We start from the raw sequence: 13,450 nt of genomic DNA, 5'->3' as shown, positions 1-13,450 counted from the left end.
AATCGGTCAGTCACACCGCAGGCGCCAATCTTTCCGTCATTCGGAGAATTCTTGATCGAGGATCCCCAGGCCGTCTTCATACTTCGATGTCGAGGCGCCAATCTGCCGTGCCTGCCATAAATTGTCGACGAGATCCGCGCGCTTCACCCGCAGTGCCAAAGGGTTGGCTGCGGCTCTGCGCACGAAAGCAAGCTCGTCCTCGTCCGGCCTGCGTGTCATGGCATCGACAGCCGATACGATGGAGGTTCCGAAACCGGCCGCCTCGAGCCGATCGCGGTCCCAACTGTCGCTTTTCTCAAGGACGTCGTGAAGATAGGCAACGGCCTTCTGGTCGAGCGTTTCGACGGCGTCAACGACCCGGCGACAATGTTCGATATAGGGCCGGCCGGTCTTGTCTGTCTGCCCGGCATGAGCCTGTTCGGCGATTTTTGCCGCGCGGTAAAGCACGCTCACTGCTTCGATCCTTGCTGGATATGTGATGATGCAAACCGACCTTGCTGCGATGCACGACGTGGTTCAAAACGAGCGTGTTGCACCGTAGCCGTGTCACCGAACGCGCGACGATTGCCTGAGGTTCCAGAGCGCGGGAGGGCTCCGGCACACTGCCGAAGGATTTCCAGCTTCGCGTTACCGAAACTGCCGTGTAGCTTGCCGTCGCCGATCTTTGGGAAACACCGGGATAGTTGCTGGACTTGAGCGGCAGGCCAGATGTGCGGTGTTTGAGGGCAGTTAGTCGCCGGACGGCCCATCGACAATCCCGGAATTGGGCAGAATTCCAAAATCCTGTGACTTGGCACCCTGTGCTGCCGTCAGAAACCCGTCTGAATGGAGACCGCGCCGCAGCAACTCTCTCACGGCCGCCGACCGGCTTGGCATGCGCCTTTCGAAGCGCCAGTTTTCCAACGCAGCCAATTCGTCAGCAGTTAGCATGATCTGCAGTCGTTCGGGTCGTTCGAGTTCGGCCATTTTTGCCTCCAGCCGCTCAAAGTTAGTATTTACCTAAGAATTAGGAAAAGCCTCGCCGAACGTCAAGATCGGTTTATGGGCCGTCGGCGTGAAAGGCTTGCAGTTACTGTGAGAAGTCGATTGTGCAGCCTGCGTTCTATGCTAACTTATTGAATTCACGAATTATTTTATGGATTTCGCTTGTTTTTGGAGCCGATGTGGCAGATGCTAATCTCAAGGGACAAACCGCTCCTGAAAGGAGGGTTCTCCATGAGAGACGGTTATTCGGCTCGTTTGTGTCACGATGTTAACCGCCAAGTTTGGGCAGCCGCCCGGTGCAAGGGGATCGTCAATGTCACCGCGGTGGCTGAGGTCGCGCGGCTGCGAAACCTCGCAGAAAACGTCGCGCTTGAAGACATCGAATGCCTGGTGCTGCAAGCGGCCCAGTTCTACGGGGCAGCCATGGAATTCGACAGCCTGAGCGTCTTTGAATTAGATAACGTCCATCGGCTTTCAGTTAATCGCGATGCTTTGCCCGAGAGGGGCAACCTCGATGTTCTGGAGGGCAGAACTGTTTCGCTCTATCATCGCCAGCCGGACCGAACGCAATAGGTCCGGCCGAGCCGTCAGCACAGTCGGTCGGAGGGGAAGGGTTCATCTTCACAGGCGCTTTCAAACCGCCGTGTTGTCCGCCACTGACGCCTGGACGAAGTGCAGTGGTGCCTCGAGCGTCCAGGTGACGCCTTGCTCATGGAAGTCCAGCCGGCCGCTGCCGCTGAAAGCCTGCGGCGCCACTCGCTCCAGGACGACCGTTCCGAAACCGCGCCCCCTGACGGCGTCCAGGATCGGCCCGCCCAATTCACGCCAGACCAGTCGAAAGGTTCCCGCGCCGTCGCCGGCAGAGATCACATTCCAATCGATTTCGACGCGTCCACCGCTGCAGGACAGCGCTCCATGTTTTGCCGAATTGGTAGCGAGTTCGTGAAAGGCTATGCCGAGATACTGCACTGCGTTCGGCTGCAGTATAACCATTGGCCCGGCCATCGACACGCGGGACTGCGCTGCGAAGGCCTTGAGCTGTGCCTGGATGAGCTCGCCGACCGTCGCGCCGCGCCACTCGGCATTGACCAGGAGATCATGGGATTCCGAAAGCGCCGCGATACGCTCCCGAACCTGCCCGAGGAAAGCCTCGGGTGTGCTTGTCAGTTTGCTGGTCTCGCGGATCATCGAAATGATCACCGAATACTGGTTCTTCACCCGATGGTTGACCTCGCGCATGAGCAGTCGGATGCGCCGTTCGTTCTCCTTGTGGGAGCTGATGTCGCGCGCGATCTTGGAGGCGCCGACGACCCTCCCGATGGCATCGCGGATCGGCGAGACGGTGAGCGAGACCGAGACGTGCGTGCCGTCTTTGCGCAGGCGCATCGTCTCATAGGAGGGGACGCGTTCGCCGGCGCGGATGCGGCTGATGATCGAGACTTCCTCGTCCAGACGATCAGGCGGAATGAGGATCGTCACCGGCCGGCCAATCGCCTCGGCAGGCGTGTAGCCGAACAAGCGTTCTGCCGCATCGTTCCAACTGGTGATGATGCCGTTGATGTCCTTCGAGACGATGGCGTCCATCGACGACTCGACAATGGCGGCAAGACGCATGCGGGCTTCATCGCCCAGCGCCTGCGTGCGCAGGTCGAGCAGCGTGTTTATGGCACCAACAATGTTGCCCGCTTCGTCGCGAAGCAGCCGTGGGTGAGCCCTGAACGGGACGAGTTCACCATCCGGCCGCTCCGCAATCGCCTGGTCCCATGAGACGTCCCGCCCTTCGCGCAGCGCCACGGCCATCGGACACTCGCCATGCGCCATATTCCGACCGTCTAGATGACGAAGCTTCCACGAGCCGCACCATAGGTCCCGACCGATAACCGGACGATGGCCCCAGAGCTCAGCTGCGGCTTCGTTGAAGAAGGTGATGCGTCCCTGTTCGTCGGTGGTGTAGACGGCGACGGGCAGTGCCTGCAGCAGGTCGGCAGAGGGAAGGCCCGGAACTCCGAGGCCGATATCGGCTTGTTCCACGAAGTTCACGTATTGCGCCATTCCAGTGGATTTCTGCAGCGGCTATAATGCGCTTGAGCAATTTCGGTTCCCCGTCGGGACAATCCCCCCTTTGCCCCGCCGGCTGCGGCGACATTCCTGGACGAGGTACCAGGCCGACACAGGATCACCGGTGAAGTTATCGGCTAAATCGTGCGGGCCCTAAATGCGCCCGAGAAGGACCAGGATAATCACGATCAACAGCACGAGACCGAGGCCGCCACCGCCGTAATAGCCGGTGCCATAGAACGGCCCGCCACCCAGACCGCTGAACCCGCCAAGCAAGACAAGGATCAAAATGATGATGAGTATGGTTCCGAGGCTCATGGTGGTTCTCCCATTCTTGCGCTGCCGCGCCATACAAGGGCACGTCCATGCGCCTGTTGATGACGGTATGAACTCCCAGAGGGGCTTCCTGTTCCACCGGAAGTAGCATCGTTGTGGCTCGTCTAGCGGGAAAAGCCGGTGGGCCCACGAGAAAGCCCGCCGGCCGGGAGCCAGCGGGCAACAGGCTTTTTCAGCCTCGGACCGCCTGGAGGGACGGGCGATCTAAAGCAAGAATGCATGACGTAGGTTGAAGTTGCGACGGTAAGCCAAAAAAGCCCACAGCCATTGCCGAGCCGGTGATATGTCCCGCATCTGGAATCTGAAGACCTGAGGGAACTCATATAAACGTAATCCGTTCACGAATAACTGTGCGCGGCGGACGTGACCGGGAGGACGGTATAGTGAGCGCGACAGGCCTCGACGTGTTCGACAAGACGCTTCAGACAACCAACGTCTGGCTCAATGACTTGATGGAAGAGCTCGGCCCAGACAGGCAGCTCTGCTGGAAGGTGTTGTCGACAGTCCTGCAGATGCTGCGTGACCGGCTGCCTTTGGGGCTAGCGGCGCATCTCGGCGCAGAACTGCCAGTTTTGGTGCGTGGCGCCTACTACGATCAGTTCGAGCCGGCAAGGCAGCCGAGCGATTGTGACTGGGACGAGTTCGTCATCGAAGTCACGGATCGCGTGTCCGATGCACGGCTCATGGATGCCAACGATGCGGTGCGTTCTGTCTTTGCCACGCTGTCGCGGCATGTCTCGCGTGGTCAGGTCGCCAAGGTCCAAGCCACTTTACCGGAAAAGCTGCGCACCATGTGGCGCTTGGCCGAAGAACGGATCGTCCCCCCGGACCAAAGTGCTGCCTAGACCACAGCGCCGTCAGGCGGTGCTCACAATCAGACGGTCTGTTCGCGCCCCGCATTTTCAGCAAAGAATGCGAGGCGCTACGCCCCAGGCTTCAGCGACCATTCACCTTCCTTCTCGTGCCGGTCGGGTGCTGCCGCCCTTCTTTTCGGGGTCATGAGTATGGTGGCTGTCGCGTTCGCCTCCGCCGCCTGAGATCTTGCTGCGGCTGCGCAGGTCGGAATCGGCTGGCGGCTTTTCTATCACCAGCGGCTCCTTCGCATTCTCGTGCGATGCGCCAGGACCGCCGTGGCGGATGCTGGCGCGGTTCTTCTTCGACGTGGACATGAAAATCACCTAACGGTCCTGCTGGTAGCCTTGGTGGGTCGTATTGACCCTCGTGTTGCCCTGCTGGCCCTGTTTGTCGGGATTTGGGGCGGAATGGCTGTGCTGCGTTTGGTCGACAGGAACCGACTTCTTATCGCCCGGACCCTTAGGGCTCTGGTTCTCTGCCGGAACGGGTGGTGGCTTTGTGCTCATGGCGGTCTCCTTTCACTAGCCAAAACAAGCAGGCCCCCGAGAAGGTTCCTGATACGAGCCGTGCGAGGGGTGAACTCCTCACATTGCCAATTCCCGGCCTTGTCGGCGCGTCGCAGCGCAATAATTTTTTGTTAGGGCGTGGGTGCACCTATCAAAAGGAGCCGACCATGAGACACCAAACACTCGACCAACTGCAGACAATTGCAAAAGTTGAGCCCTCGGCGACATACCCTGTCATGACTCGGACGCAGCGGATCGAGCGTTGGGCAGATCTTCTCGAACAAAATCCACGGCGCTGCCTCGGAGCGCTTTCAGGCACCGAATATCTCAGTCCTGAAGCCCGTGCTGTAGCGCGTGGCGCGGGATCGCCGATCACCGTTGCCTATGAGGATCCGGTGCTGCGCGCCATGGGTCTGAAAGATGACACCTACGGTGAGGCAAAGCGCTTCTTCGAGCTAAGTGACTGGCAGTTGCACAACATCGTCTGTCACTGCCACGTTGGTGCTACGATGCAAGCGCGATGGGCTGCCGCCAGAGTCCGCCGGACAATTGTCGGGAACAGACTTCTGGCTTGGCTGAGGGCGAAGTTTGTGCATTGAGGCCCGCGCAGGACGGTGACGAAAAGTCTTGCTCGTTCTCGTTAGCGACTGGCCGCCAACTGCCGGCGGCATCGCCGGCAACGCCATGGATGGTGGAGCCAACGCACTGCTTCAAAGCAGCCGGGTGAAGACCTCATGCTCGCCCGGGCGCGGTTCTTTTTTCGGCGAGCACATTGAGGAGCAATCGGGGCGCCAATTTCAAGTGAGCACGGCCCGCGCCGATACGATCCATAGCCGGTTGTGGTTGTTGGGGTCGTCTGATGGAGAGAAGGCCGCGACGGGCGCGCGCCAAAGCGTCTATTTCGACGAGTCTAGCCGAGCAAGGAGGAGAATGATGGCGTTCACTTTGACCAGTCCCGCCTTTCAGAACGGCCAGCCTATTCCAGATCGTCATGCCCGGCGCGGCGACAATCTCTCCCCGTTTCTGGAATGGAGCGATCCGCCGCCGGGCACTCGGAGCTACGTGCTCGTCATGGAAGATACGGATGCACCGTCACAGGCGTCCCGGCATTGGGTCGTCTACGACATCGGCGGCGACCGGCGTCATTTGGCCGAAGGGCGCAGTTCCAAAGCGCGAACCGAGGACCTGCCTCATGGCTTCAATGATTTCGGCAATCTTCACTATGATGGACCCGACCTGCATCCGGGTTATAAACCACACACCTACCGCTTCAGGCTCGCCGCCCTTGGCATTGCCAACCTTCCCATCGGCCCGGAACCCGATGCCCTGGTCGTGTGGCAGGCTGCCCGTGAAAACATGCTGGGTGAGGCGGAATTAATCGGCACTTACGGATGAATCAGCGCCAAGTCCTGCAGGCGGGCTGCCTGTCGGCCACGCACCGATCACCTCCCGAATGGCTTGCCAGCAGAACTGGTTCACTTTGAACTTGAGCATTCCGGGCTCAGGCGGCCACCTCAACCACGATCTTGCCGCGCGTATGTTCCCTCTCCAGCCGTTCCTCGGCCTTGGCGATCTCCTCCAAAGGATAAGTTGCCTGCACGAACGGAGTTACCTTGCCGGCGTCGATGAGGCGGCTGATCCTCGCAAGCTGCGCCGCGTTTGGCTCAGCCAGATAGGAAACGCCACGCGCCTGATGCAGGCGTGCCTGTTCGGCCGAGGGCTCAGAAACGGTGGAAACAAGTATCCCACCGGGCTTCAGCACGTTCCAGGAGCGATCCTGTGTGTCGCCCGCGACCAGATCGAAAACCATATCGATGTCCTCGACCTCGTCCTCGAAGCGCTGGTTCTTGTAGTCGACGGCCTGGTCGGCGCCAAGCTTGCGGACGAAATCGAAATCCTCGGCAGCAACGGTCGTCGCGACAAACGCGCCCGCAGCCTTGGCAAACTGGATCGCCAGATGGCCGACACCGCCGGCGCCGCCATGGATGAGAACCCGCTGCCCGGATTTGAGGTCGCCATGGTCGAAAAGGCCCTGCCACGCTGTAATGCCGGCAAGCGGCACGGCGGCGGCTTGCGCGTGGCTAAGACGTTCCGGTTTTGCTGCCGCCTCCGTCGCCTTGACGACGACGTATTCGGCATTGCCGCCCCGGCCATGACCAAGCATGGCAAACATCGGATCGCCCTTCTTCAACGTATGAGCCCGCGTGCCGCACAGTTCCACCACGCCGGACACGTCGCGGCCGAGCGTAACGGGCAGATCCCCGCCCGCCGATCCTTCGCGGGTCTTGGAGTCGATCGGATTGACGCTTGCTGCGCAGACCTTGAGCGTGACCTCGTCGTCACGGGGCTGAGGCAAGGGAACCTCGTCCAGCGAAAGGACCTCTGGCCCGCCAAAAGTATGAATACGAACTGCTTTCATGGTCGCCATGGGTTTCCTCCTCGTTTCGGGGTCCAGCGCAGGTCCGGAAAAAGGACGAGCATCGGGTGAATGGGATAGCCTGCGATCCTGGCAGTCGAGCGCGGATTTTCACCAAGTACTGAGGACATCATCTTCCACTCAATCCGCTTCAAATCCTTGCCCACCTAACCGGATTGCGGGCCGGAAGTTCCAATGAACTTCCGAGGTCGATCGTGGCATTCAAAGACCGTTCTCTGGCGCTCTACGAGAGGCCTGGCGCAGAGATCATTCTGTGACATCCCGCAATCTCGTCTGGGAACTTTTCTGGAGGGACATGGTTGGAATGGCGGCCGAAAGAATCCGGGCCTGTAGCTGTCCCAGGGAGGCTCGCCATGAAGCTTCGCGAATTGATGGACCAAGTGAAGGATCTGCCACCGGATACCCTGGTCTGTACTGCCGAGATTGACGAGGCCTTTGCGGCCAACATTGCTGGCATAGAAACAGTAGAAAGCGCCCGGATCGAAAGCCGCAAGCCGGACGGCACCGAAGCTGTCGAACTCACCAATGGGAACGACAAGGTCGTCGTAATCCGCTGGTGAACGGCTTGCGCATGCTGGAACGGTCATATGCTTGATCGCTGAACGCCGAAGGAGTCGCAGACCATGTTTCCGGTGTTGAACAAAAGACTCTGCGCCGGCCTGATTGCCGCAATTCTGGTATTCCCGGCCGGCGGCCTTGCTCCGCTCGCAGCCCAGGAAATCCCGAACGACTTCACGGCGATCGTGCGCGAGAAAATTCCGGCCGTGGTCGCCATAACGACCAAACAGATTATCCAGGGCCAGACGATGCTGGACGATTTTTTTAGTCCTTTCCGTAGTCCCGGCCTCGAACCGGCGCAACCACAGGTGCGAGAGGCCCTTGGTTCCGGCTTTGTGATCAGCCCTGAGGGGTACATCGTCACGAACAACCATGTCGTTGCCGATGCAAACGAAATCCATGTCGTATTCTCCGACAAGCAGATTTCGCCTGCGCGGCTCGTCGGCCGGGATCCGGCGACCGACATCGCGGTGCTGAAGGTCGATCCGCGGCCCAATATGACAACGACCGCCTGGGGTGACTCCGATGCAGTACAGCCCGGCGCCTGGACGATCGCGATCGGCAGTCCGTTCGGGCTTGGTGGGACCGTTACCGTCGGCGTGCTTTCAGCCCGTTCGCGCGACATTCAGGCTGGACCCTATGACGACTTTCTCCAGACGGATGCCTCCGTCAATCAGGGCAATTCCGGCGGTCCCTTGTTCAATGCACGCGGCGAAGTGATCGGAGTCAATACAGCCATCGTCTCGCCTTCGGGCGGTAGCATAGGCATTGGTTTCGCCGTGCCATCCCGGACCGCGCAGAGGATCGTCGACCAGTTGATCCGCACTGGTCGGATCGAGCGCGGTTTCATCGGAGTGCGTCTCCAGGAGATCACGCCCTCGATTGCCGAGGCGCTTGGAATACCGGGCAGCAAGGGAACGCTCGTCGCCTCGGTCGAGTCCGGCAGTCCGGCGGAGAAGGCAGGCATACAGGCGGGAGACGTGATAACGCGCTTTAACGGCAAGGACATCCAGAGCGTTCACGACCTGACGCTCGCGGCTGCGAGCCAAAAGCCGGGGACAAGGACGACGCTCACAAGAAACCGCGGGGGCAGCCAGCAGGAAATAGCTCTGACCATCGGTCAGCGTGACGATGAAGAGCAACAGACCGGCGCCATTCCCGGACCGGAAGCGGCGGACCAACGTCTCGGGCTGTCGCTCAGTCCCATCCCCGATGAGGCGCGCCAGCAACTCGGACTCCCGCCGGGCACCACCGGGCTGTTCGTGCAAGAAGTGGCGCCGAACAGCCTCGCCGACCAAAGCGGCCTCCGCGCGGGCGACGTGATCGTTTCGGCCAACAATCAGAACGTAAGCCAGCCGTCCGACATCGAAGCGCAGTGGACGAAATCCCGTCAACAGAACAAGCCCATCTTGTTCCGCATCAACAGGCAAGGGCAAACGCTTTTCGTTGCCGTGGCTATGGCCAAATCTTGACGGGCAAATCTTGATAGGAACGCATGAGCGTAAGCTTGGCCGGACGGATCACACGCTTTTGCGGGCCAGGGTCTTTACGCTTGGCAACGGGAACAACAGCCGACCAAGGTCGTTTCGTCCAATGAGTTGTTCGAACAGTTGGCAGAAAAAGGAGGCTTCGATGAGCGCCACCGGACTCGACGTATTCGACAAGACGCTGCAGACCACAAACATCTGGCTTGACGAGATCATGGCCGAGATCGGACCGGATCGGCAGATCGCATGGCACGTTCTTGGGGCGGTGCTCCACGCCCTGCGGGATCGCATGCAGCCGGATCTTGCTGCCCATCTCGGTTCGCAGCTGCCGATCCTCGTGCGCGGTGCCTATTATGACCAATATCAGCCCTCCAAGACGCCAGAGAAGTTGCGATCGCTCGATGAGTTTCTAGCCAAAATCAAGGCGGAGCTGGAGTTCACCCGACCGGTCGATTCCAAGGATGCATTCAAGGTCGTATCCAAGGTTCTCGCTCACCACGTGGGAGAGGGGCAGATGATCAAGGTTTGGGAATCCTTGCCAGCAGAAATCAGGCGCGTCGCGGAAGCGCAGCAAGCGGCGTGAGATGACTCGGGAATCTCGACGATCCCGGCCGTGACGCCGGGCCGTGTCAGTCGTCGCCTTTCCACAGCGCGGCCGGGGATAGCGGTTTTCGAGCCGGGCCGTGGATGACCGAACCGTCGGCAGCGAAGATCGAGCCATGGCAAGGACAGTCCCAGGTGTTGTCAGCGTTGTTCCAGGTCACGGTGCAGCCCTTGTGGGTGCATGCCGCGGAAACGGGATGGAGCACCCCTTCAGCGTCTCTCCACGCCGCGATCTTTTCGTCACTCCTGACGATCACACCGCCCATGCCCGGCGCTATGTCGTCGACGCTTGAGACAATGGATTGGCTGCGGCCATTCTTGTGAAAGTCCTCAGGATAAGACCGCGCCGGATCGTAGAGTTTTTGCCATGGGCTCGGCCGAGCGCAGATCAAATCCGCAATCATCGTGCCTGCGGCCGTTCCGTTGGTGATGCCCCAGGCGTTGAATCCCGTGGCGATATGAAAACCGGAGGCTTTGTCCGGATCGGGCTCGCCGGCATACGGAACTCTGTCGGCCGTGTCATAGTCCTCGTTGCACCAGCGCCACGCAATGTCTCCAACTGGAAGACTAATTCTTGCCCATTGCTCCAGCTCGACAAACCGTTTCGCGACGTCGCCGTCCTGGCCTGTATCGAACTTGGGGCCGAGCGTGACCAGCAGCGGGCCTTCGGCATCGCGGCCCGTGCGGATGGAGTGCGTCGGATCGTCGATGCCGATGAACATGCCGTCGACAGCAAGAGGGTCATCGACCCGAAACGCCATGGCAGTGTGGCAGCGCGGCTGGGTCCGGTTCGCCATGCCGATGGGGCTCTTCACTGTCATGTTGGTGGCGACGACCACATATTCGGCGTGAACGGTGCCGCCGTCGGTGACGACGCGCCAGCGGCTTGCCTCGCCAATCGAGATCGCGCGGCTGTTTTCGAAAATCCGTCCGCCACGGGCCGTCACCGCCTGAGCCAGGCCAACCAGATACGCCGCCGGATTGAACTGCGCCTGGTCGGAAAAACGCAAAGCGGCGGCCGTTTCGAAAGGCAGCGGCGCGCGCTCGAGAACATCGGCGTCCAGCCCAACCTGGCGCGCGGCCTCTGCCTCGGCTGCGATCTCCGCGCCCCGGCTTGTGTCGCAGGTGTAGGTATAGGCGTCCTTGGTCTCGAGATCGCAGGCGATGGCATAGTTGCGAACCCATTCCCGGATCTGGACGGCGCCGGCGGAATTCGCATCGGCATAGGCTTGCGCCATGTCCCGGCCGAATGTGTCGATGAGATGGCGATAGATCAGCGCGTGCTGCGTCGTGATCTTGGCCGTCGAGCGGCCGGTCACCTGGCCGCCTGTCCGCAAGCCTTCGACGACGATTACCGACCGACCGGCCTCGCAAAGGCGAAGCGCCGTCGTCAGCCCGACAATCCCAGCGCCCACGATAACCACCTCCGCATGGATCGAGCCATCGAGCGGGGGATAGTTTGTAGCGGTGGCGGCAGCCACCCAACAGCTTCCCGGTTTTCCCGAAAGAATGGCCATTTCACCTGCATCCTTTGCGTTTTCGATGCACTTGTCATCGACAACCCGCGCCGGCGCGAGAACGTTCCCGGGATTTACCGTCTTCAATCGGTCCTTGGCCGTCCGGAAGCTACAAACGCACCGGGAAGATGCGAGGTGCAAGCCATCACCCAGGTGATCGCCTCGCGATCGTATTCGTCGCCGGAGCGCCAGTTCTCGAAGAAAGGGTTCAGCCTCTCGACACGCTCCGGCCAGACGCCGGCGGCTTGAAGGCCCAGCGACACGCCGTAATTGGTGAAGGCGAACTTCGTATCGCGCAGCCACGGCGCGCGGCTGAAACAACCCGGCGGGTCGACCCACATCGTTTCCAACGTTGCCAGCGAACGTTTCGTCTGCGCCTCAGCCCATGGCTCGGTAGGAAAGAAGTGCGCGAGCCACAGCATCATGCCGAGGCCGAGATCCTGTTCGATGTCGAGGGTGCGCCAGTCGCGCTCCATCAGGTCACGCATCTGCGCGATCTCGGGCGCAAGTGCGTCTTCGTCGAGCATCCGGTAGGAGACGTAGCCATCATAGGCGTCCATGCTGCCGAGGCCGTAGCCGGGATAAGGTCTGCTCAAATCCTCCTGCATCTTCCAGATAACGCCGCGGCCGGGGATCACGAAGGCCGGATGAATGTCCTGCGCCAGCGCGATGCCGTGCGTGCGGTATCGCGGCTTCAGATCACCGAGACGCGCCAAGGCAAACAGCCACATCGCCAGGTAATGGAAATACTGTCCGTCGCGATCTGCCGCTTCGCCGATCCTCACTCCGCGCAGACGACCGAGCACACGCTCGACCTCCGCCACCAGTCGCTCGGCCTCACCCAGCCAACGTTCCTCGCCGAGCTCCTTGTAAAGCGAGACATAGAGTACGACCCCGAAAGCATCGGTCCAAAGGTAGCGCAGACCGTTGGGCCAGATGCCTTCGGCGCGCATCCAGTCGAGCTTTCGCAAGACATAGTCAACGTCGCGCAGCATAGCCGCGATCTAAAGCTCTAACGGATAAGTACGGGTGCTCCGGTCTTGGCATGTTCCGGCCCGAGCGAAGTCCCGCCGGGTTATATGCGCGTCGACGCTGCGATTGCGAGCATGCGGCATGTCGAGCATGTTTGCCTCCGGTTAGTCTGCGTCAGATATCGCGAAACGAACTGGTCGGCGGCGGGTTCCTTGGCCGTCGCAATAAGAACAGAAGATGGGCGGCGTTTCGAGTTCGCTCCGCCCTTCTCAAGAAAGCCCGTTTCGCCGGACCGGCCGTCTGACTGCGACCATTGTCGTTGCGCGCCGGCTGGCAAAGGGTTCGAGCTACCAGAACGTACCCGCATTCAGCATTCTGGCGATAAACCAATTCGCACCTTGTTCTTCCTCGTGAAATTCACGAAGGATGGATGGTCGACTGAGGGATCGATTCGGAGCTTGTCTATGCGCGGACTGCAAGCGGCCCTGGCTGCGGTGATCTTGAGCACTTCAGTCAGTTCTGGACGCGCCGATGACAGCTCTCCCTTTATCTATTTAGCGACCCAGGATCCTTTCACAGACGGTCTGCCGACGAAGAACGATGTTTATGTCTTTGGTGGCGTCTTTGCTCGCGGGTCCTTCGGGGATACGATCGACCTTTTTGATGCCAACTACACAGACAACTACATAATCGGGGCCGCATATGGTCGCGATCTCGTCGATATAGGCGCTGGTTTTGTTCTTGGTGGCGTCACCGGCGCGGCCATAAGATTTGGCGAGGACGATGATACGTCTGGCGAACTTTGGGCCGGAGCGCGACTTCGCCATCAGGGCCTTGTCATTGGTGATCTGGCGATCGCGCCCGCAGTGACGGCTGGATTTAGTGCCGTTACGGGCCCCACCGAGATCGAGCGCAATCGCGAAATCCGCGACGATGGCGATGCATCATTCCTCGGCTTCGTTGGTGCGGAGCTTTCTTTCAGAGTCAGGCAAGCACCCAATGTCGAACTCGTCTACCAACTCCACCATAGATCCGGCGCCGACGGTACATTCGGAAATATGAAAGAGGGTTCTAATGCGAACACTCTTGGAATCCGTTATCGCTTCTAGCGCCCGGTGCTGTAGACCTTTTTCAGGC

At 60.2% G+C, this 13,450-nt stretch carries 17 protein-coding genes; 8 read left to right on the top strand and 9 right to left on the bottom strand.

Going from position 1 to position 13,450, the window contains the following annotated elements; translation table 11 throughout:
- Positions 1-36: 36 nt before the first annotated feature.
- Together EJ075_RS01435 and EJ075_RS01430 are read right to left on the bottom strand one after the other, a co-directional pair.
- On the bottom strand, positions 37-453 hold the full coding sequence (locus tag EJ075_RS01435) for an HD domain-containing protein (protein ID WP_126103074.1): 417 nt from the start codon (positions 451-453) through the stop codon (positions 37-39).
- A gap of 276 nt (positions 454-729) precedes the next feature.
- A complete protein-coding gene (locus EJ075_RS01430) occupies positions 730-966 on the bottom strand; it encodes a hypothetical protein (RefSeq protein WP_126103073.1) in 237 nt (78 codons plus the stop codon).
- A gap of 249 nt (positions 967-1,215) precedes the next feature.
- On the opposite strand from EJ075_RS01430, the gene EJ075_RS33340 reads away from it, so the two are divergent.
- Complete coding sequence (locus EJ075_RS33340; RefSeq protein WP_206437527.1) at positions 1,216-1,557, top strand: hypothetical protein; 342 nt, start codon at positions 1,216-1,218, stop codon at positions 1,555-1,557.
- 60 nt (positions 1,558-1,617) lie between these two features.
- Here EJ075_RS33340 and EJ075_RS01420 read toward each other — a convergent pair whose 3' ends face one another.
- Both EJ075_RS01420 and EJ075_RS01415 read right to left on the bottom strand, forming a co-directional pair.
- A complete protein-coding gene (locus EJ075_RS01420) occupies positions 1,618-3,036 on the bottom strand; it encodes a PAS domain S-box protein (protein WP_245458078.1) in 1,419 nt (472 codons plus the stop codon).
- Between the two features lie 159 nt (positions 3,037-3,195).
- The gene (locus EJ075_RS01415) at positions 3,196-3,360 is read right to left on the bottom strand and encodes a DUF3309 family protein (RefSeq protein ID WP_126103072.1); all 165 of its coding nucleotides are present in this window, start codon (positions 3,358-3,360) and stop codon (positions 3,196-3,198) included.
- A 401-nt stretch (positions 3,361-3,761) separates the two neighbouring features.
- Here EJ075_RS01415 and EJ075_RS01410 point away from each other — a divergent pair, with 401 nt between their 5' ends.
- Entirely contained in the window at positions 3,762-4,223 is a 462-nt protein-coding gene (locus EJ075_RS01410; RefSeq protein ID WP_126103071.1) for a DUF2267 domain-containing protein, read from the top strand.
- Positions 4,224-4,325: 102 nt separating this feature from the next.
- On the opposite strand, the gene EJ075_RS01405 is transcribed toward EJ075_RS01410, so the two are convergent.
- Complete coding sequence (locus tag EJ075_RS01405; RefSeq protein WP_126103070.1) at positions 4,326-4,547, bottom strand: hypothetical protein; 222 nt, start codon at positions 4,545-4,547, stop codon at positions 4,326-4,328.
- 9 nt (positions 4,548-4,556) lie between these two features.
- On the bottom strand, positions 4,557-4,739 hold the full coding sequence (locus EJ075_RS01400) for a hypothetical protein (RefSeq protein ID WP_095486348.1): 183 nt from the start codon (positions 4,737-4,739) through the stop codon (positions 4,557-4,559).
- A 167-nt stretch (positions 4,740-4,906) separates the two neighbouring features.
- On the opposite strand from EJ075_RS01400, the gene EJ075_RS01395 reads away from it, so the two are divergent.
- Positions 4,907-5,338, top strand: coding sequence for a hypothetical protein (locus EJ075_RS01395; RefSeq protein WP_126103069.1), 432 nt, complete (start codon positions 4,907-4,909; stop codon positions 5,336-5,338).
- 28 nt (positions 5,339-5,366) lie between these two features.
- Positions 5,367-6,134 carry a YbhB/YbcL family Raf kinase inhibitor-like protein gene (locus tag EJ075_RS33425; RefSeq protein WP_245458077.1) on the top strand — a complete coding sequence of 256 codons (768 nt, stop codon included), beginning with the start codon at positions 5,367-5,369 and terminating at the stop codon, positions 6,132-6,134.
- Positions 6,135-6,240: 106 nt separating this feature from the next.
- On the opposite strand, the gene EJ075_RS01385 is transcribed toward EJ075_RS33425, so the two are convergent.
- A complete protein-coding gene (locus EJ075_RS01385) occupies positions 6,241-7,167 on the bottom strand; it encodes an NADP-dependent oxidoreductase (RefSeq protein ID WP_245458076.1) in 927 nt (308 codons plus the stop codon).
- A gap of 362 nt (positions 7,168-7,529) precedes the next feature.
- Between EJ075_RS01385 and EJ075_RS01380 the strand changes: the two genes are divergently transcribed.
- The 3 genes from EJ075_RS01380 to EJ075_RS01370 all read left to right on the top strand — a co-directional run bounded on the left by EJ075_RS01380 (position 7,530) and on the right by EJ075_RS01370 (position 9,804).
- On the top strand, positions 7,530-7,736 hold the full coding sequence (locus EJ075_RS01380; RefSeq protein WP_095486351.1) for a sugar phosphorylase: 207 nt from the start codon (positions 7,530-7,532) through the stop codon (positions 7,734-7,736).
- A 63-nt stretch (positions 7,737-7,799) separates the two neighbouring features.
- A complete protein-coding gene (locus tag EJ075_RS01375) occupies positions 7,800-9,206 on the top strand; it encodes a Do family serine endopeptidase (protein WP_126103068.1) in 1,407 nt (468 codons plus the stop codon).
- 160 nt (positions 9,207-9,366) lie between these two features.
- Positions 9,367-9,804, top strand: coding sequence for a DUF2267 domain-containing protein (locus EJ075_RS01370; protein ID WP_095486353.1), 438 nt, complete (start codon positions 9,367-9,369; stop codon positions 9,802-9,804).
- Positions 9,805-9,850: 46 nt separating this feature from the next.
- On the opposite strand, the gene EJ075_RS01365 is transcribed toward EJ075_RS01370, so the two are convergent.
- Together EJ075_RS01365 and EJ075_RS01360 are read right to left on the bottom strand one after the other, a co-directional pair.
- Positions 9,851-11,341 carry an FAD-dependent oxidoreductase gene (locus EJ075_RS01365; RefSeq protein ID WP_126103067.1) on the bottom strand — a complete coding sequence of 497 codons (1,491 nt, stop codon included), beginning with the start codon at positions 11,339-11,341 and terminating at the stop codon, positions 9,851-9,853.
- An 83-nt stretch (positions 11,342-11,424) separates the two neighbouring features.
- Entirely contained in the window at positions 11,425-12,336 is a 912-nt protein-coding gene (locus EJ075_RS01360) for a hypothetical protein (protein WP_126103066.1), read from the bottom strand.
- 441 nt (positions 12,337-12,777) lie between these two features.
- Between EJ075_RS01360 and EJ075_RS01355 the strand changes: the two genes are divergently transcribed.
- The gene (locus EJ075_RS01355) at positions 12,778-13,422 is read left to right on the top strand and encodes a hypothetical protein (protein ID WP_126103065.1); all 645 of its coding nucleotides are present in this window, start codon (positions 12,778-12,780) and stop codon (positions 13,420-13,422) included.
- Positions 13,423-13,450: the final 28 nt, after the last annotated feature.

The sequence above is a fragment of the Mesorhizobium sp. M6A.T.Cr.TU.016.01.1.1 genome (assembly GCF_003952585.1).
Classification (GTDB): domain Bacteria; phylum Pseudomonadota; class Alphaproteobacteria; order Rhizobiales; family Rhizobiaceae; genus Mesorhizobium; species Mesorhizobium mediterraneum.
The sequence above is the reverse complement of the archived record's forward strand: the minus strand, read 5'-3'. Positions and strand labels throughout refer to the sequence as shown.